Annotated in this window: 17 protein-coding genes, 14 tRNA genes, 2 rRNA genes and 1 riboswitch; of the genes, 27 read left to right on the forward strand and 6 right to left on the reverse strand. The window is 36.8% G+C overall.

Annotated elements, in window-relative coordinates:
- From BN999_RS14115 to BN999_RS14210, 20 genes are all read left to right on the forward strand, one after another.
- A 23S ribosomal RNA gene (locus tag BN999_RS14115) occupies window positions 1-87 on the forward strand; the annotation flags it as partial.
- A 141-nt stretch (window positions 88-228) separates the two neighbouring features.
- Window positions 229-344, forward strand: a 5S ribosomal RNA gene (gene rrf / locus BN999_RS14120).
- Window positions 345-393: 49 nt separating this feature from the next.
- Window positions 394-468, forward strand: a tRNA-Asn gene (locus BN999_RS14125).
- Window position 469: 1 nt separating this feature from the next.
- Window positions 470-561 (forward strand) — tRNA-Ser (locus BN999_RS14130).
- An 18-nt stretch (window positions 562-579) separates the two neighbouring features.
- Window positions 580-654, forward strand: a tRNA-Glu gene (locus BN999_RS14135).
- 4 nt (window positions 655-658) lie between these two features.
- Window positions 659-734 (forward strand) — tRNA-Val (locus BN999_RS14140).
- Window positions 735-943: 209 nt separating this feature from the next.
- A tRNA-Met gene (locus BN999_RS14145) sits at window positions 944-1020 on the forward strand.
- Between the two features lie 78 nt (window positions 1021-1098).
- Window positions 1099-1175: transfer RNA gene (locus BN999_RS14150), tRNA-Asp, on the forward strand.
- Window positions 1176-1201: 26 nt separating this feature from the next.
- Window positions 1202-1277, forward strand: a tRNA-Phe gene (locus BN999_RS14155).
- Between the two features lie 21 nt (window positions 1278-1298).
- Window positions 1299-1382, forward strand: a tRNA-Tyr gene (locus BN999_RS14160).
- 34 nt (window positions 1383-1416) lie between these two features.
- A tRNA-Trp gene (locus BN999_RS14165) sits at window positions 1417-1490 on the forward strand.
- An 11-nt stretch (window positions 1491-1501) separates the two neighbouring features.
- Window positions 1502-1574 (forward strand) — tRNA-His (locus BN999_RS14170).
- A 7-nt stretch (window positions 1575-1581) separates the two neighbouring features.
- Window positions 1582-1656 (forward strand) — tRNA-Gln (locus tag BN999_RS14175).
- A 3-nt stretch (window positions 1657-1659) separates the two neighbouring features.
- Window positions 1660-1734: transfer RNA gene (locus BN999_RS14180), tRNA-Gly, on the forward strand.
- A gap of 9 nt (window positions 1735-1743) precedes the next feature.
- Window positions 1744-1817, forward strand: a tRNA-Cys gene (locus BN999_RS14185).
- Window positions 1818-1998: 181 nt separating this feature from the next.
- Window positions 1999-3006, forward strand: a complete 1008-nt coding sequence (locus BN999_RS14190; protein ID WP_096272421.1) for a DUF3231 family protein — start codon at window positions 1999-2001, stop codon at window positions 3004-3006.
- 8 nt (window positions 3007-3014) lie between these two features.
- A complete protein-coding gene (locus tag BN999_RS14195) occupies window positions 3015-3494 on the forward strand; it encodes a hypothetical protein (protein ID WP_096272423.1) in 480 nt (159 codons plus the stop codon).
- Window positions 3495-3598: 104 nt separating this feature from the next.
- Window positions 3599-3682, forward strand: a tRNA-Leu gene (locus tag BN999_RS14200).
- 105 nt (window positions 3683-3787) lie between these two features.
- Window positions 3788-4447, forward strand: a complete 660-nt coding sequence (locus tag BN999_RS14205) for a DUF429 domain-containing protein (protein WP_096272425.1) — start codon at window positions 3788-3790, stop codon at window positions 4445-4447.
- A 238-nt stretch (window positions 4448-4685) separates the two neighbouring features.
- Complete coding sequence (locus tag BN999_RS14210; RefSeq protein WP_096272427.1) at window positions 4686-5063, forward strand: iron chaperone; 378 nt, start codon at window positions 4686-4688, stop codon at window positions 5061-5063.
- A 115-nt stretch (window positions 5064-5178) separates the two neighbouring features.
- Here the strand turns inward: BN999_RS14210 and BN999_RS14215 are convergent, their stop codons facing one another.
- Together BN999_RS14215 and BN999_RS14220 are read right to left on the reverse strand one after the other, a co-directional pair.
- Complete coding sequence (locus BN999_RS14215) at window positions 5179-5595, reverse strand: SRPBCC family protein (protein ID WP_255247480.1); 417 nt, start codon at window positions 5593-5595, stop codon at window positions 5179-5181.
- Window positions 5596-5628: 33 nt separating this feature from the next.
- A complete protein-coding gene (locus BN999_RS14220) occupies window positions 5629-5988 on the reverse strand; it encodes a MerR family transcriptional regulator (protein WP_096272429.1) in 360 nt (119 codons plus the stop codon).
- A gap of 242 nt (window positions 5989-6230) precedes the next feature.
- Here BN999_RS14220 and BN999_RS14225 point away from each other — a divergent pair, with 242 nt between their 5' ends.
- On the forward strand, window positions 6231-6830 hold the full coding sequence (locus BN999_RS14225; RefSeq protein WP_096272430.1) for a hypothetical protein: 600 nt from the start codon (window positions 6231-6233) through the stop codon (window positions 6828-6830).
- 204 nt (window positions 6831-7034) lie between these two features.
- On the opposite strand, the gene BN999_RS14230 is transcribed toward BN999_RS14225, so the two are convergent.
- Window positions 7035-8486: a carbon starvation CstA family protein gene (locus BN999_RS14230; RefSeq protein WP_096272432.1), complete on the reverse strand. Its 1452-nt coding sequence runs from the start codon at window positions 8484-8486 to the stop codon at window positions 7035-7037.
- 218 nt (window positions 8487-8704) lie between these two features.
- Here BN999_RS14230 and BN999_RS14235 point away from each other — a divergent pair, with 218 nt between their 5' ends.
- From BN999_RS14235 to BN999_RS14245, 3 genes are all read left to right on the forward strand, one after another.
- Complete coding sequence (locus BN999_RS14235; RefSeq protein WP_096272469.1) at window positions 8705-9691, forward strand: DMT family transporter; 987 nt, start codon at window positions 8705-8707, stop codon at window positions 9689-9691.
- A 212-nt stretch (window positions 9692-9903) separates the two neighbouring features.
- Window positions 9904-11994: a tetratricopeptide repeat protein gene (locus tag BN999_RS14240; RefSeq protein ID WP_096272434.1), complete on the forward strand. Its 2091-nt coding sequence runs from the start codon at window positions 9904-9906 to the stop codon at window positions 11992-11994.
- 380 nt (window positions 11995-12374) lie between these two features.
- A riboswitch (purine riboswitch) is annotated at window positions 12375-12476 on the forward strand.
- Between the two features lie 330 nt (window positions 12477-12806).
- The gene (locus tag BN999_RS14245; RefSeq protein WP_096272435.1) at window positions 12807-13919 is read left to right on the forward strand and encodes a BMP family lipoprotein; all 1113 of its coding nucleotides are present in this window, start codon (window positions 12807-12809) and stop codon (window positions 13917-13919) included.
- 73 nt (window positions 13920-13992) lie between these two features.
- Here BN999_RS14245 and BN999_RS14250 read toward each other — a convergent pair whose 3' ends face one another.
- Window positions 13993-15510, reverse strand: coding sequence for a BCCT family transporter (locus tag BN999_RS14250; RefSeq protein WP_096272438.1), 1518 nt, complete (start codon window positions 15508-15510; stop codon window positions 13993-13995).
- Window positions 15511-15739: 229 nt separating this feature from the next.
- Between BN999_RS14250 and BN999_RS14255 the strand changes: the two genes are divergently transcribed.
- Window positions 15740-16090 carry a VOC family protein gene (locus BN999_RS14255; protein WP_096272440.1) on the forward strand — a complete coding sequence of 117 codons (351 nt, stop codon included), beginning with the start codon at window positions 15740-15742 and terminating at the stop codon, window positions 16088-16090.
- A 129-nt stretch (window positions 16091-16219) separates the two neighbouring features.
- On the opposite strand, the gene BN999_RS14260 is transcribed toward BN999_RS14255, so the two are convergent.
- Window positions 16220-16516 carry a spore coat protein gene (locus BN999_RS14260; RefSeq protein WP_096272443.1) on the reverse strand — a complete coding sequence of 99 codons (297 nt, stop codon included), beginning with the start codon at window positions 16514-16516 and terminating at the stop codon, window positions 16220-16222.
- Complete coding sequence (locus BN999_RS14265) at window positions 16513-16719, reverse strand: hypothetical protein (protein ID WP_096272445.1); 207 nt, start codon at window positions 16717-16719, stop codon at window positions 16513-16515. The genes BN999_RS14260 and BN999_RS14265 overlap by 4 nt, the downstream gene beginning before the upstream one ends.
- Window positions 16720-16877: 158 nt before the next feature.
- On the opposite strand from BN999_RS14265, the gene BN999_RS14270 reads away from it, so the two are divergent.
- Complete coding sequence (locus BN999_RS14270) at window positions 16878-17084, forward strand: spore coat protein (protein ID WP_096272447.1); 207 nt, start codon at window positions 16878-16880, stop codon at window positions 17082-17084.
- A gap of 14 nt (window positions 17085-17098) precedes the next feature.
- Window positions 17099-17458, forward strand: coding sequence for a spore coat protein (locus BN999_RS14275; RefSeq protein WP_096272449.1), 360 nt, complete (start codon window positions 17099-17101; stop codon window positions 17456-17458).
- The last annotated feature ends 5 nt before the right edge of the window (window positions 17459-17463 follow it).

Below are 17463 nucleotides of genomic sequence, written 5' to 3' on the forward strand. Positions count from 1 at the left end.
TTAGAGACTATGAGGTTGATAGGTCCGAGGTGGAAGCGTGGTGACACGTGGAGCTGACGGATACTAATAGATCGAGGACTTAACTAACTTTTTGATTCGTTGTTTACTCTTATTTAGTTTTTAGGGTATAAATATCCTAATAAGATAATGCTTGATTTTTTCTGGAAAACAATTATAATAATGATTGTCACTGAAAAAATCGGATGACTTCTTAAACAATAAATATTGTCTGGTAGCGATGGCGAGAAGGTCACACCTGTTCCCATACCGAACACAGCAGTTAAGCTTCTCAGCGCCGATGGTAGTTGGGGCATTGCCCCTGTGAGAGTAGGACGCCGCCAGGCAGTATAAAATATTCCTTCAAAACTCAGGTTAAGGACAATTTATTACTATTCCACAGTAGCTCAGTGGTAGAGCAATCGGCTGTTAACCGATCGGTCGTAGGTTCGAATCCTACCTGTGGAGCCATGGAGAGCTGTCCGAGTGGTCGAAGGAGCACGATTGGAAATCGTGTAGGCTGCGAAAGTGGTCTCGAGGGTTCAAATCCCTCGCTCTCCGCCACTTATATTTTATATCTATGGCCCGTTGGTCAAGCGGTTAAGACACCGCCCTTTCACGGCGGTAACACGGGTTCGAATCCCGTACGGGTCACCATTATGGAGGATTAGCTCAGCTGGGAGAGCACCTGCCTTACAAGCAGGGGGTCGCAGGTTCGAGCCCTGCATCCTCCACCATTTAATGGCTTGCACTTAAAAGTGCATTAGCTAAATTAAATACTTTTTATTACCGCGGGGTGGAGCAACGAGCATTAACTTCTACCGAATCCGCTACGAGTAACCTCGGAAGCATGTACTTCTTTGAATAATCTAGAAGATGCAGAGGTCATTAATGAACTCCTTGCACTATATAAGGTGCATAAGTAAAACAGAATACTTTTTATTACCGCGGGGTGGAGCAGTCTGGTAGCTCGTCGGGCTCATAACCCGAAGGTCGTAGGTTCAAATCCTGCCCCCGCAACCAAATTTGGTCCGGTAGTTCAGTTGGTTAGCTCATAACCCGAAGGTCGTAGGTTCAAATCCTGCCCCCGCAACCAAATTTGGTCCGGTAGTTCAGTTGGTTAGAATGCCTGCCTGTCACGCAGGAGGTCGCGGGTTCGAGTCCCGTCCGGACCGCCACAATATTTTTAGCAAATAAACATAATGGCTCGGTAGCTCAGTCGGTAGAGCAACGGACTGAAAATCCGTGTGTCGGCGGTTCGATTCCGTCCCGAGCCACCATTTATGTCTTTTTATTTTTCTGGAGGGGTAGCGAAGTGGCTAAACGCGGCGGACTGTAAATCCGCTCCTTCGGGTTCGGCAGTTCGAATCTGCCCCCCTCCACCATTTTTTTTAATTTAATAGTCATATTTTTTACTGTAGGGGTATAGTTTAATGGTAAAACGAAGGTCTCCAAAACCTTTGATGTGGGTTCGATTCCTACTACCCCTGCCATTTTTATTATGGCGGTCGTGGCGAAGGGGTTAACGCACCGGATTGTGGCTCCGGCATTCGTGGGTTCGATTCCCATCGATCGCCCTTTTATTGGGCTATAGCCAAGCGGTAAGGCAACGGGTTTTGGTCCCGTCATTCCCAGGTTCGAATCCTGGTAGCCCAGCCAACTGCGGAAGTAGTTCAGTGGTAGAACACCACCTTGCCAAGGTGGGGGTCGCGGGTTCGAATCCCGTCTTCCGCTCCAGTATATTGTGGCGGTATAGCCAAGTGGTAAGGCAGAGGTCTGCAAAACCTTTATCACCGGTTCAAATCCGGTTACCGCCTCCAAACTATTCTTGATATGAAAAATTCTAAACTCTTTTGTTTTAATTGCTATGTTAATGGCTATTAAAACAAAAGAGTTTTTTTACTTTACATAGTGTTTACGAGAAGGTTACAAGTGACTGTATAATATTTACATCCAGGGAATACTAAATAGTAGTTATTAGTATTCGGAGGTTTTTACATTATGGATTCAGGACATACCCCACGTTTAACGGCAGTAGAAATTTCACAAATTTGGAATGCTTATATGACAAATAGTCTATCAGTTTGTGTATTTAAATATTTCTTAAATTGTGTTGAAGATCAAAGTATAAAGGAAGTAATACAATCTGGATTAGAAATCTCAGAATATCATATCGAAAAAATACCAGAGTTTTTTAAGAAGGAGAATTATCCTATACCAATTGGTTTTAGTGAAAAAGAAGATGTTGATGTTAATGCTCCAAGACTCTTTTCAGATAGCTATATGCTTAACAATGTGAAGGATATGTCAATGATAGGGATGAATACGTATAGTGCTGCAATTGGTATGTGTGCACGCGAGGATGTATATGAATATTTTTCAACATGTCTTTCAAAGACAAATGAATTACATAGAATGGCAAAAAATCTAATGCTTGAGAAAGGTATTTATATTAGAGGACCTTACATACATCCACCAGATAAACCTGGCTATGTGAAGAAACAGGGCTTTTTAACTGGTTGGTTTGGTGATAGAAGACCATTGACTGGGATGGAAATTACAACCCTATATTCCAATTTACAAAAAAACACATTGGGTGCTTCTACTTTGATTGGTTTTGCACAAGTTGCTCAATCCAAGGAAGTTAAAAAATACCTAAAAAGGGGTAAAGAAATTGCATCAAAGCATATAGAGGTGTTTGGCTCTCTATTAAATGAAGAAAGCCTTCCTGTTCCAATGACCTGGGATTCAGAGGTTACGGATAACACTTCATTTGTATTCTCGGATAGGTTAATTATGTTTGAAACAACTTCTCTAACTGCTTCTAGTATTGGATATTATGGGCTGGCATTGGGTGGAAGTATGAGACGTGATATCTCTACACACTATACTCGATTATTAGCCGAAATTATGAAGTATGCAGAGGATGGTGCTAACATTATGATTGATAATGGATGGCTAGAAGAACCTCCAATGGCACCGAATCGAGATGAGTTAGTGGATGGGTAGTGTGATCGATGGTCGAAAGCAAAAAAGCTGAAGTAATATTTTGGAGTATAGCCTTACCAGGGTTTGGTCAGTATTTAAATGGAAAGATTCTAAAAGGAACAGTATTTATATTACTGGAATTCATAGTTAATATGAAGTCAGGTCTGAATTATGCAATTTTACCGAGCTTTTATGGTAACATACAAGAAGCAATTGCACATACAAATTTTCAATGGTTAATGTTCTATCCTTGTCTCTACTTATTCGCGATGTGGGATGCATACCGTGATGCCGGAGGAGGACAAGAACCATTTTCATTTCTTCCATTTGTATTTTCGGCATTCATAGGTACAATTGGAGTTGTATATTCTCCGGTATTTCATATTAACGGGGTTTATTTGGGCGTAATTTGGTTGCCCATCTTGTTTCTTATTCTAGGATTTTTTATTGGAAAAATCATACGTAAGATCGTTATCAATTACAATAAGGAAGGTAGTTCATCTGTTTAGTGATATTTGCTATTCACTTTCAGACAAACTTTTCCATTGACTTTGCTGGCAAAATCGTGCTATATTATTACTTGTCAGTCAAAGACTTCGTCAATTGATAACATGCCGGTGTGGCGGAATTGGCAGACGCGCGGGACTCAAAATCCCGTTCCCCCTGGGGAGTGTCGGTTCGACCCCGACCACCGGTATCAACACTAAGCACACATATAATTAAATATTATTATCGTGATTGAGACAGGAATAACTTCCTGTCTTTTTTATATATAAAAATTTAGAATTGAGGTGAAGATTTGATGAGAGTCGTAGGGATTGATTTGTCAGGACCGAGTAACCACAAGGATACTGTTCTTACAGTGTTTGAAGTACAAAATAGTCAATTGGGATTTGTGAAAATTAGGAGTAATATGAGTGATGAAGAGATTTTAAAAGAGATATTTACACAAGCACAATTGGATGAAGTTGTAATCGGTATAGACGCTCCTTTGTCTTATGAAGATGGTGGAGGGGACAGAGAATCGGACCGTGCCTTGAGAAAGTATATTGTTGAAATCGGGATGAAACCCGGTTCTATCATGCCTCCTACTTTAAATAGAATGGTCTATTTAACTTTGAGAGGGATCAGGCTCAGTAGGGAAATTGAATCTCAAGTATACGAGCACCCAGTATCAATTGTGGAAGTACATCCCGGTGCTGTGATAGGTTCAAGATTATCATCAACAGAAATGGATTATGTTTTAACATACAAACAGGACTTTCACGTGAGAAAGATTCTTCTAAGTTGGCTAGTGGAGCAACAACTGATTGGAGTTCCGGATACAGTAGCAGATTTTAGTCATTCTTTGGATTCCTGTGCAGCAGCCTTGGGTGCCTGGCATTGGAAGGATAATGAATTTATTCCAAAATGGATTTTCCCAGCAAAATCTCCTTTACATCCTTATGATTATTGCTGCTGACGAGAACAAAACAGCAAACACGGAGAGGTTTGTTTTGGCTGTTAAATTTGACTAGTTTATCAAAAATCTATTAATACATAGTTGTATCACATTTTCTTTATTTAGCCAGAAGTTTTTTTAAAAAAAACTAAAGTGACAATTCTATAATTTTGTGTAATACATTGGAAAAGGTCCACCGGTATCAATAATATATATGAAAAGTTTATTCGAGTGTGCTAGGCAAAGGAGTGGTTCCAACATGCAATATGATGCAAAGAATGCTGTAGAATATTTAGAAATGCTTGAAGAAGATTGGCGAAAAGAGAAACTACTCAAAATTAGACAAATAATTATGGCTTATGCCCCTGAAATGGAAGAAGTGATTCGCTATAAGATGTTGAATTATGGTAAAGATGATACCTATGTCTTTGCGCTAAACGCACAGAAACATTATGTGAGTCTCTATGTGGGTACAATAGAAAAGATAGAAAATGCTGAAGGCTTGCTAGAAGGATATAATTATGGAAAAGGCTGCATTCGCGTCAAAAAAACGATAAAAATTGAAGATACGGGATTAGAACAATTCATCCATAAGACTGTTGATATGTGGAGAGCCGGAGAAGATACCGCGTGTTAATAGTTAACATGTCTACAATAAAGATTACTAATCCATAGGAAAGGTTAGAACTAGAATACTAGCTTCTAATCTTTTCCTATGGATTAGTAAGTTGTAGGATACCTTATACATCTATTTATACTACTTTCAAAGATTCTTCCTTTACCAAATTTACAAAGTCAGTGACTACTTTATTATTATTTTTGGTGCCGCCTAATTTCAATAATGATCTTCCTAAGAAATTGATTCCTTCGTTTTTCCCGCTATACGTAAAACGAGTCGTATTTTCATCAACTTTTTCTAGCGTGTATGATGTTTGAATGTTAAAAGCTTTTGCTAAAAGAAACTCGGTTTTTTTATGTTTTTTGGTTGCAGTATCTTGGTATTCTAAGACTGTAACAATATAGGACTCTTGTCTCTTTCCCTCCTGGTATGTCTCTGTGTATGTAGAGCCCACGACTCCTTCTTTTACATCTAGGGGTTTTCGTTCAACCACATTAGGCATGATTCTTTTATACTGGTCATCTCCAAACAAGCTCCAAACAAGCTCCAAACATTTTCTATATTGGTAGGTATCATTATTTCCTCATTCCACTGGATCATCTTTTCCCACTCCATTTCCATCGTTAATAAATACTTCTATTCTTTCAATCAATTCATTAATCTCCTGAATTTCACTTTCTAGTTTGTTCTTTTTCTCCACTAAAATTTGTTCTAATTCATCCAATGAACGTTCTTGCAAAGCATGTTTCATTTCTTGTATAGAAAAGCCAAACTTTCTTAAGAAGAACAAAAGCCTTGCAGTTAAAAAGGAATTATTATCATAGTATTTATAGCCATTACTTGGATCTATATAAACAGGTTCTAACAGTTTTATTTCTGCGTAGTATCGTAGAGTCTCTTTTGATAGATCTGTCATTTCAGCAAATTCCCCTGTCCTATACATATTTATCCTCCTTTCAATCAAAATATAAACTATGTAGCGCACCACAGTGTCAATAATTAAAATAGTATAACTCAAATTCCTATTTCTAGTAAAATCTGTTTAGTTGTATTACAATGAAAAAGCTGCATTTTTAATTAAGCAGATGGCACCGTATTATTAGGATTCCGGCTAATGATTTTATTTCGGAAATAAATTTAGAGCATGTCTTCCTAAACAATACAACAAAGAGGGGAATATTCAACATGAAAAACATTATTAAATTTACATCCTTCATCGTTCTAGCATTCGTTTTAACGGCTTGTGGAAGTAGTTCTGAGAATGACACAACTACTGGTAGTGAGGATGCGAAACAGGCTGGAGATAATCAAACAAATGAAGAGCAATCTGTTGAAAGAGAGCAACTAGAATTAGCTTTTGAAGTGGGAGATTATGATGAGGAAAATAATGCATTGAACGTTTCATTTGATACTAACTTACCAGAAGAAACAGTGATTTATCGTGCAGTCTTGAAAGATGACGAAGGTAAAAATAGGTTAATCGAATATGAAGTTATGGTAGATGAAGCACGTGTAATATCCTTTTCTCTAGAAGGAATAGATAAAGAAACCTTAACTAATAAAGAATATCAATTAGTTTTTGAATTTAATGTAACGGAAAGAACTAATAGTAATTTATTTACTGATAAAAGTTTAGGTGGTACGTTTGCAGAAATGGATGAGGTTTATAAAGAGTCTGAACAGGTGCAACTAACAGACCTTGGTGATGCTTACACTATTTCTTTAATGTCGTCTAATTCGAACCCTATAACTGAAGAACAATTTAGTGAAGTAGTAGTTAACTAGAAATAACCGTTAAGTAGTTTTTGTAAACAGACAGCTAAAATTTGAACGAATAATACGGAAAGCCTTGACTACAAATTAAAAAACCTAGAAATGTTGATAGCTCAACGTTTCTAGGTTTTTTTTTGCCTAATTGTAAAACTCATGATAACTTTTCAGCCATAGGTGGTAAAACAAAATCATCTTATAGAAGCCTTATCCCATTAGTTATGCTGCATCATTAATAGGCGGAACTTCCATATCAACAGCCAAGTTTTCTCCTCTATTTTTATTTCCCTTCCAAAAGAATAGAGCTGTAATTAAAATGGTCAAGGTGATACCACCCGTATGTGCTAATGGATAAGATAAACCGAACCCAAGATTACTGTCATATAGGATATACGTTAACACCATGTCCGTAATAAATATCGCTGGGATTAAAGCTATAAAATAATTCTTTTTCTTTACGAATAGATACATGGTACCAATCCATAGGGCGAGTGCTGCAGTCCCTTGGTTAGCAAATGAGAAGTATCGCCATAATAGATTAAAATCAATCGTTGTTAACCAGTACGAAACGACAAACATTGGAATGGCTATAACTAAACGTTTTGCAATTTTGGATTGACTCATTCTTATATAATCAGCAATGATATTACGTGCAGCACGGAATGCTGTATCACCAGATGTAATTGGTAAGACAACCGCACCAAGAACAGCAATCGTACCACCAACTGCACCTAGAAGTGTCATCGAAACTTCATTCACTACAAGGGAAGCAGTACCTTCATTAATTAACCCTTGAAGACTTTGTCCATCGAGTAAACTCATTGCTGCAGCTGCCCAGATCATGGCGATAATAGCTTCAGCAATCATCATTCCATAGAAAATGTAACGTCCCTGCTTTTCATGTTGTGTCGTTCTTGATATAAGTGGTGATTGTGTTGCATGGAATCCTGATAGAGCACCACAGGTAATAGTTAAAAATAAAATTGGGAAGATTGGTAAGTCAGCTGGGTGCCAATTAGATAATGATAATTCAGGAATTTTGTAATCAGATATTAATAATGCACCCCCCACACCAATTGTACCAACCAATAAGACTGCTCCGAAGAACGGATAAATTCGTCCGATAATCTTATCAATTGGTAGAATAGTAGACAATAAATAATAGGCAAAGATTAGTAAAATAATAGCAATCAAAGCTATCTTTCCGTCTATTAAATTATGCAATAAGGACGCTGGTGTCGTAACGAATACGGTACCGACCAGTAGTAATAGTAGCAATGCAAAAGCGTTAACTAAGTGACGAGAAACCTCCCCCAAGAATTTCCCAGCAAGTTCGGGAATATGAGCACCGCGGTTTCGAAGGGAAATCATTCCAGTTAAGTAGTCATGTACCGCCCCTGCAAAGATAGCACCTAGAACAATCCATAAAAAGGCTACTGGGCCATATAAAGCACCCATAATTGGTCCAAATATTGGACCAGTTCCAGCAATGTTCAGTAATTGAATCAACGCGTTTTTCTGTTTGTTCATTGGTACATAGTCTACACCATCTTTATTTACATAAGCAGGTGTAGGTCTATCTGCTTTTGGTCCAAATACTTTTTCAACAAATTTTCCATAAGTGAAATAAGCAATGACCAATGCTAAAACGGCAATAAAAAATGTAATCATATTATTTCCTCTCCCTATACTTCATTGTAAAAGTTTACAATGAATGTCAGACTTATCATTATATATTATTATTAATTGGACAAATTATTATAATTTTCTTTTAAGAGGAGTTATTTATAGGACTTATGTAATACAAATCCAGGACTAGTCTGTATCGAAGGTCCTCGCTATTGTTTAAAGTTGGAAATGCATTAGAATAATGGGAGAAAGATCGCATGATGTTCTCTTTGTTATTGCTAGATCGTGGAAAGAAGGGGTTTACATTGGGGAAAATACAAATTTACTTGATTTTAATAAGTGTTATGACTGCATGGGGATTCAATGTTGTTGCGACAAAAGTGCTCGTTGAAAATTTTATGCCTGTAACAATGACTGCAGCAAGGATATTTGTGGCTGGAATAGTTGTCTTTATCATTCTATTTGTGATGAAAAAGGTTCGAAAACTAACTAAAAAGGAATGGGTAGTTGTATTGGTTGGCAGTCTTTTCAATGTCGTAGGACATCATTATTTTTTAGCAGTTGGTCTTACAGAAACCTCAGCATCTAATGGAGGATTAATTTTAGGAATCGGCCCATTGCTAACCGCTATTATGGCAATAGTTTTTCTAGGGAATCGACTGACATGGATTCGGGTGTTAGGATTCCTCCTGGGAATAATAGGTGTTTCTTTGATTGTTCTACAAAGTGGTGAGGGTTTAAGCGGGATTTCCTTCGGTGACCTATATGTATTCTTATCAGTCTTTATGCAAGCACTTAGCTTTATCATGATTAATAAGGTATCCCACTCACTGGATCCTCGTTTAATGACAGGTTATATGTTAATTATGGGGTCGATAATTTTATTCGGTATTAGCCTAATTCTAGAGCCAAGTGGTATTCATAGTATGTTCCAACCTACAAGCACGAAGATATGGGTGGTCTTTTTTGCTTCGGCAATAGTTGCTACAGCCTTTGGGCAGATGTTGTACAATTATTCGATTGGAAAAGTCGGGGCTGCAGAGGCATCTATTTTCATCAACCTAAATCCATTTTTCGCTCTGGTCGGTGCAGTCCTCTTCTTGGGTGAGAAAATTGGTCTAACTCATATTGTTGGATTTATCTTTATCTTATTTGGAGTATTGTTTGGCTCAGGTGCTATGGAGGAAATTATTCGTAAAAAGAATGAAAAAAAATCTCTTAAAGTAACCCAGGGTTCTATCCCCTGAAAATTCATTATCAGAACGAATATCATTGAATTATTTCATTTTTCTGGGTCATTACACTAACCCCACAAACCTTATAGTCATTACGAATACACTAACTGTAAACTTCTATGCAATACTTCATCAATTTGGAATGGTACAGGTTGGTTAGGAATAAGAATAGTGTAGTGTTTATAAATGTAATGACATAAATAACATAAATGTGAGGGATTAACGTGACTACAGAGAATGAACTAATTAATAAATCCTATTATAAAACCATCATTAGTGAAAATAACCAAGAACACCCAATTAAAATCTTGGGTGATATGTATATCGAGGAAATGCGACAACAACGACCTGAGTTATCTTCTATTCGTTATGCACAAGGAGAGGTATATTTCTTAAATAATGATTATGAAGCGGCCATTCATAAATGGCAGTATCCATTAGAAAAAGAATTAATTCCATGGGCACAGAAAAATATAGCAGATGCCCATTTAGAAATGGGCTTATTAGAACATGCAGAGAAATTTTACAAAGAAGTAGATACCACATTGGTTGCGTTGAAATCAGAAGTGTTATTACAGCTTTTTTCTCTATACATACAACAAGGTAATCGGGAAATGGCTGTAGATACAATTAAAAAGGCTATTAAGTTAGAGCCGGATTATTCTCGTGTAACAGAGTTAGCAAAAGGTTATTTTGAGGAAATTAAGGATTGGGATAGTGCAGTAGAACTAGCAGTGAATGAGGCAGTACGAACAAATAAAGTTTCTTGGTTTAACATACTAGAAGGATATGCTCATCAAGGTTTCATTGCTAACTATGAGCCAACCTATTTTCGAGAAGTGTTAGAGTCTTTACTACAGATAGATAAATCTCATTTTGAGAGACTTACAGAAGTAATATGGGAAAACTATAGGAATGGTAACTATGTACAATGGCTAGACCAAGTAAACCAGCTACTACTAATTCACCATGTTGAGTCTCATAAATGGGAGAAGCTGCCGGGGTTATTTACCGAATCATACTTTGAGTTAATTAGTGGTAAGTTTCTCATTAGGGATATTTCAACCTTATTGCAGGTTCATCTATCAAATTGGTTAAAGCTCTCTTCTTATTCAGATACCTTAATACCTTCAACTGCAATACTAGCCTGGGATGAAACATTTCCGGGTGAACTTAGTGCTACGTTGATAAGTGATGCAGAACACCAATTTGAAAGTTCGAATCCTAGTCAAAAAGGTATGGAAGAAGGATTACTGTTAATGGAATCTGTTAAGCAATGGGCAAAAGGAGAAGGGCTGTTAGAGGAATTAACGGAATTCGTTGAGTCTATGCCAGAAGAGTACAACTTAGAAGTAACAAGTCCATTGAAAGTCCGGAATGTACTTAAAGTAATGATAGAGTTTCTATTAGAACAAAGGGTGGTACTGGAAAATGCCATCTTGGAGGAAATCAATTGGAATGGAGAAATGGTAACTCGACTACAAGAGATTCAACAACAGTTGGGAGATATGGAGAAAGAAAAAGCGAGTATCATGATCAAGTCTTTTCATAATATAAAAAAGACGTTGACTGAGAATGTAATGAGTAAGTTGCCGAAGTTACTCCGAAATTGTTCTGAACTAGTTCAAGAGGACAGTGACTTTTCAAAAATCCATCTTGAGCTAAATGAAGAAATGAATAAGAGAATATCTACTTATATGAGAAATTACATCATGTATGATTTCAAATACACTATTCAAGATTGGATAGAGGAATGTCAACGAGAGTTCCAAGACTGCCAGAATATGTGGAATGAATTAAGTGAGGATATTAACTCACAATTTCAGGAAGAGAAAATTGTGTTAGCTGGTGATTATAAGGTATTAGATGATTGGCAACGTGATATGGAGCGGATTTCAAGGGGAATCTTGCAGCCTGAAAAGATAAATATTATGTTGCGTAACAATCCTTCTCAGTTGTTGTTAAAAGGTGCAGGGAAATTGTTGGGTCCTCTTACGAAGAATAAGGATATGCTCCACAATAGATATAAAAACTATATCGAAAACGCAGATTATACTCAAATTGTGGGGGAGATTATCAATCCTTTCCTTCAACAATTAGATTTCTTTGAGGGTTCCATAGAGTGGGATACAAACAGGTTTTTTGCTAATCCACTTGATGCACTAAGCAGTCTGATAGAAGAAGTGCAAGTTGAAATCGAGAAATGTAATAATTCGATCAAGATAATGCGCGATGAACCTGAAGTCTACTTAGATCCGTTGACCTTATTTGAGCTAAAACTACGTCAATACGAGCTAAAGAATAGAATAAGTTAACGATAAAGGTCGCCTTACTTCACTCCGGATTAAGTGAAGTAAGAGGCGACCTTTATTTTTATGTCCCACCTACATTCAGAATTAATTTACAAAGTTTTGTCATCATTTTGATTCTATTTTTCACATTATTAATATATAGACGATAGTAGTCGTTATGAATTATGGCGAATAAAGATTGGTGATTACCTTAAATTGTTCGTGTTTTGTTAAAGATTACTTATTATAACAAATCTACCGATAATCTAATAATATCTAAGAAATGAATAATTATCACCCTGAATATCCAGTGTTAATAAGGATTTTAGTGGGGTTTGTAGAAGAGGTTAATTTGTTATTGAATACTTTATACTTGAAAAATAGGTAAAAGGTGCTATACTAAATACGAACATAATAATATTTTTCATATAATAGCAGGGATATGGCCTGCAAGTTTCTACCAGTTTACCGAAAATAAACTGACTATGGAAAGCAAGTACGGAATAACTTCTATTTTGCTATTAGAGGCAGCTAATAGCAAAGAGTGAGACATCAATTTTCGCAAAACGATAATTTGTGTTTTTTTATAGATGTTGGTACAATTTCGATCTAATAGGCTCGAAATACATGCTTTTTATAGTGAGCATGTATTTCGAGCTTTTTTCTATAGGATTATATGAAAAAGAATACATCTAGAGAAGTAGGAGGAGTTAGAGCGATTTAATTTTGAATTTTTATCAACACATGGAAGATAATAAAATTAAATAGGGTAAGTTACGGTTGGCTATGTTAAAAACCTGTTACACAGTCCCTTAACATAATTAGGAGGAACAACGATGAAAAAACATAATGTATTACTTTTGGTTCTTATACTTTCTCTAGGTTTAATCCTAGCAGCTTGTGGTGGAGCTAAGGACGATGAAAACACTGGTTCAGAAGATAATGGAGATAATGCTTCTCAAAATGAGGAAGCTTCTGGGGATTATAAAGTTGCTATGGTAACCGATGAAGGTGGAGTAGATGATAAATCATTTAACCAATCTGCATGGGAAGGTATTAAAGCTTGGGGTGAAGGTGCTGGTTTATCAAAAGGTGAAGGTTTTGATTATGCACAATCAAATGGTACAGCGGACTATATGCCAAACATTTCTCGTTTCGTTCGTGACGAATATAACATTGTATTCGGTGTTGGATTTAAACTAAAAGAAGATATTCAAACAGCAGCTGGCCAATTTCCAGATACTAATTTTGCAATCGTAGATGATGTGGTTGATGCTCCGAATGCTACTAGTATTACATTTAAAGAACACCAAGGATCATTCTTAGTTGGTGTAGCAGCAGCTAACAAAACAAAAACGAATAAAGTTGGATTTGTTGGTGGTATTGCGTCACCATTAATAGAAAAATTCGAATCTGGATTTATCGCTGGTGTAAAGTCAGTGAACCCAGATATTGAAGTCAATGTACAATATGCTGAATCATTTACAGATCCTGCAAAAGGTAAAATTATTGCAGCTAACATGTATGACAGTGGTGTAGACGTTATTTATCATGCATCAGGTGGTACAGGAAATGGTGTATTTAATGAAGCGAAGGATATCAAGCAAAATGACCCTGAACGTGAACTTTGGGTTATCGGTGTAGACCGTGACCAGCATGAAGAAGGACAAGTTGGTGATCATAATATTACACTAACTTCTATGGTTAAACGTGTTGATGTAGCTGTTCAGGACGTTATCAATCAAGGCGTGAATGGCGAATTCCCTGCAGGGGAGCTATTAGAATATGGAATTGAAGAAAATGCGATTTCTATTGCTGAAACAAATAAAGAAGCAATGACAGAAGAAGTTATTAATGCTGTTAAAGAGTGGCAAGATAAAATTCTAAATGGTGAAGTGGAAGTACCACAAACTAAAGATGAATTAGAGGCATATACTAATTCATTATAATTAGAAATAGGGAGGGCTTATCATAGCCTTCCCTATTTTTGTCTATCCGAAATGTAAGTTCAAGAAAAGCTTTCTAATGGTCTTTTTTCTCCGGGTATCTTAGTTGACCAATCCCCAGGTTTTTTCTTTCTTGTTTCAATGATTTAATCAAACTGAATACCATGAGTCCAAGTATTACTGAAAATGGAAGAGCTGCAATTATCATGGTGTTCTGAAGAGCTAGTAACCCACCAGAATATAGTAAGGAAAGTGCGGTAACGGAAAGTAATATTCCCCAAATTACTTTGATTTTGTTACTTGGATTTTGGGAACCGTTTGTTGTCATCATCCCTAAAACAAACGTACCAGAGTCTGCTGATGTAATAAAGAAAACTACAATAAGGAGGATGGCTAAAATGGAGATTGCCAAACTAAAAGGAAAACCTTCTAACATTCCGAAAAGTGATTCTTCGGGTAATAAGGAAGATATCGAGAATCCTGACTTCTCGCTTGTGATAGCTGCCCCCCCAAATGCCGTAAACCACAAAAAACTAATAAGTGATGGAGTTAATAGTACATATATAATAAACTCACGAATGGTTCTTCCCTTTGATACTCTGGCTATAAAAACACCGACGAATGGAGACCAGGCAATCCACCAAGCCCAATAGAAAATAGTCCAATTATTAATCCAACTTCGTGCTTCTTCATCAACTGGAGCGATACGAAAACTCATTCGAACAAAATTATGCAAATAAGCTCCAATTGTATCAATAAATAAATTTAAGATGAAGAGTGTCGGTCCAAAAACAAAAACGAATAAGAAAAGTATCGTGGCAAATACCATATTGAAATTACTTAGGATCTTAATCCCTTTACCAAGCCCAGTTAATGCCGATATCATAAACAGCGCGGTAACAACCACAATGATTACTGTCTGTGTCATTATATTACTTGGTACGCCAAATAAATAAGATACCCCTCCATTAACTTGCATGGCACCGAAGCCAAGAGAGGTTGCAACCCCCATAACAGTAGAGATGACAGCTATGATATCAATTACCTTCCCAACTGCTCCATCTGCATGTTTGCCAATTATTGGCCGTAATGTCCTGCTAATTAAGCTTAGTTCTCCTTTTCTAAATGTAAAATAAGCAATAGTTAAGGCAATAATCGCATAGATTGCCCATGCATGGGTTCCATAGTGTAAGAATGTAAACCTCAGTGCATCCATAATCCCTTGATCCGTCCCTAGTTCCCCTGTAGGTGAACTTATGGCATAGTGGCTAATTGGTTCAAACGTGCCATAAAAGACTAATCCAATTCCAAGGCCAGCACTAAAAAGCATGGCGATCCAAGTTGGACGAGAAAACTCAGGCTTGTCCTCCGGTTTCCCAAGTTTGATCTTACCGAATGGGCTTACCAATAAATATACAAGCATGATGACGAACAACGATACGATGCCTAAATAATACCAACCGAATGTATTAGTTATAAAACTTTGCGTGCTACTAGTAACACGTTCTAATGTTTCAGGTATTATTACTCCCATGAGAACTAGACCTGTCAAAATTACTAGAGATACATAAAAGACAACTAGTGATTTCTTCATAATTGGTAAAAAACTCCCATCTCTTTTTGACTGATAGTAGCTATTAGAAACTCCATCTTAGGTCATCACTAGGGAGATAGATTTATTCTTTTCATTGATTCTTGAGATTTCTTTAGAACCTAATAATTTCACTAAAGGAGAAAGGTAATTTGTATTTATTGGAAAAATATCGTATTATTCAGAAATGTATACTATTGTAGAGACAGAACTGATATAAGGAGTGGAGAATATGAATGTTTTAGGCATTGGTGGAGTGTTTTTAAGAGTAGAAAAAATAGAGGAACTTAAAGAATGGTATCAAGAAGTGTTATCGATATCTTTAGAAGACTGGAATGGAACCATTTTACACCCAAAATCCGGCAATGAAACTGTTTTCTCATTTTTCAAGAAAGATAGTGACTATTTTCCAAAGAAACATGACGTCATGTTGAACTTCCAAGTTGAAAATATGGAAGAGTGCTTATCACACTTGGACAGGCTAGGAATCCCTCTAGTAAAACAAGTAGAAAAAAGTGAATATGGCACTTTTGCAACGATTGAGGACCCTGAAGGACGCTGGATTGAACTTTGGGAAGAGTGAGACCCAGCATTTAGGCGTGTAATAGACTCAGAAAGAATGAATCCTGATTTAGGAAAGTGGTGTGAACAATGAAAAAGGGACCAGTATCTTCTAGTGACTAGCCACGGGAAGAAGCTGAACCCTTTTTATTTATTTAGCTAATTTTAAAGCTGCCTTGGATGCCTTTAGTTCTATATCCAATTGTTTCTCCAAATCACTAGGATTGTAATAGTCTTTTTTCATCATATACTGACTGATTTTTTCATGGGTTTTAATAGCATCATCTAATTGTTCTCTTAAGATTTCTCTTGCCTCTGGAGTTACAGATTCTGTTAAGGCAAATGTTAAATTTCGCACAGCCGATTTAGCAGAAATTAAGAAGTCAGTAGCAATTACTTGATCCTTCATCCCGCTTAATCCAGCCATTTTTTGAATCAAATTTGTCACAGTACCACTTCCCTTTTCTTAAGTAAATCGTTTAATTGTTCTACATGCTTTTTCCCATCTGTCACATCAGCCTCCATTATGCTTTTCAATTCCTCGCAGCCGACTAACCCATGCATGGTTGCAGATTTTGTTAAACACAAATTTTTAAAGGTTAATATCTCTTGTAATTCCAAGCGTTCGTGAAGTGCTAACTTTCCTTCCATCTCTATCTCACCTCATTTTCGACAAACTTTTCCATAGCTTGTGTATTTCAGATATTGTTATGCTAAATAAATTTATACATTCATACCACGTTTTGTATATGTAGGGGGAACGAGGGTAAATTATGTTTAGTTTGAAAAAAATGTGAGGAGGTTTCACATTGGGAAAAGAGGATTTTGCTTTTCATGAAACAATGGATACCCATGAACTATTAAACTTGAAAACACTAGGCTTACTCAAATCAAAGCTTATGCAAGGAGTTGTGTTTGACCAAGACCTCAGGAAATTAATGCAAAAGAATGTGGATGCATCGGTGGTAGATATTAAAGAATTAATGCGCCTCTATCCATATGCAAAAAAAGAGTAAGTGAGGTGAAGAGGATGAATGATTATTTAGACCCGATTAATTCTGTTGGCATGCCAGAGAAGATTGACTCGGCTATTGCACTAGACTTATTGATTACAGTAAAAGAAACCATTCGGAATTACTCTATTGCTCTAACCGAAGCGGCAAGTCCCGAGGTAAGAACGACGATACGTAATCAAATGGAAGCAGCGATAGACTATCAAACAGAAGTTATCGATTTGATGAAAGAAAAGAAATGGTTCCATCCCTATGACGTAAGAGAACAACAGGTACTAGATTTAAAAGCAGCGCAAAATGCGGTCGATATTGCTGCACTCAATCTCTTCCCAGATAACAATAATCGAAAAGGATTATTCCCAACTCCACCACAATAGTAAAG

Origin of the sequence: Paucisalibacillus globulus (assembly GCF_900184735.1) — a bacterium.
GTDB lineage: Bacteria > Bacillota > Bacilli > Bacillales > Amphibacillaceae > Ornithinibacillus > Ornithinibacillus globulus_B.

Coding starts and splice junctions, on each gene's coding strand:
- BN999_RS14190 (WP_096272421.1), top strand. CDS start 1,999: ATGGATTCAGGACATACCCCACGTTTAACGGCAGTAGAAATTTCACAA.
- BN999_RS14265 (WP_096272445.1), bottom strand. CDS start 16,719: ATGGAAGGAAAGTTAGCACTTCACGAACGCTTGGAATTACAAGAGATA.
- BN999_RS14250 (WP_096272438.1), bottom strand. CDS start 15,510: ATGAAGAAATCACTAGTTGTCTTTTATGTATCTCTAGTAATTTTGACA.
- BN999_RS14235 (WP_096272469.1), top strand. CDS start 8,705: ATGTTCTCTTTGTTATTGCTAGATCGTGGAAAGAAGGGGTTTACATTG.
- BN999_RS14245 (WP_096272435.1), top strand. CDS start 12,807: ATGAAAAAACATAATGTATTACTTTTGGTTCTTATACTTTCTCTAGGT.
- BN999_RS14225 (WP_096272430.1), top strand. CDS start 6,231: ATGAAAAACATTATTAAATTTACATCCTTCATCGTTCTAGCATTCGTT.
- BN999_RS14255 (WP_096272440.1), top strand. CDS start 15,740: ATGAATGTTTTAGGCATTGGTGGAGTGTTTTTAAGAGTAGAAAAAATA.
- BN999_RS14205 (WP_096272425.1), top strand. CDS start 3,788: ATGAGAGTCGTAGGGATTGATTTGTCAGGACCGAGTAACCACAAGGAT.
- BN999_RS14195 (WP_096272423.1), top strand. CDS start 3,015: ATGGTCGAAAGCAAAAAAGCTGAAGTAATATTTTGGAGTATAGCCTTA.
- BN999_RS14230 (WP_096272432.1), bottom strand. CDS start 8,486: ATGATTACATTTTTTATTGCCGTTTTAGCATTGGTCATTGCTTATTTC.
- BN999_RS14210 (WP_096272427.1), top strand. CDS start 4,686: ATGCAATATGATGCAAAGAATGCTGTAGAATATTTAGAAATGCTTGAA.
- BN999_RS14275 (WP_096272449.1), top strand. CDS start 17,099: ATGAATGATTATTTAGACCCGATTAATTCTGTTGGCATGCCAGAGAAG.
- BN999_RS14220 (WP_096272429.1), bottom strand. CDS start 5,988: ATGTATAGGACAGGGGAATTTGCTGAAATGACAGATCTATCAAAAGAG.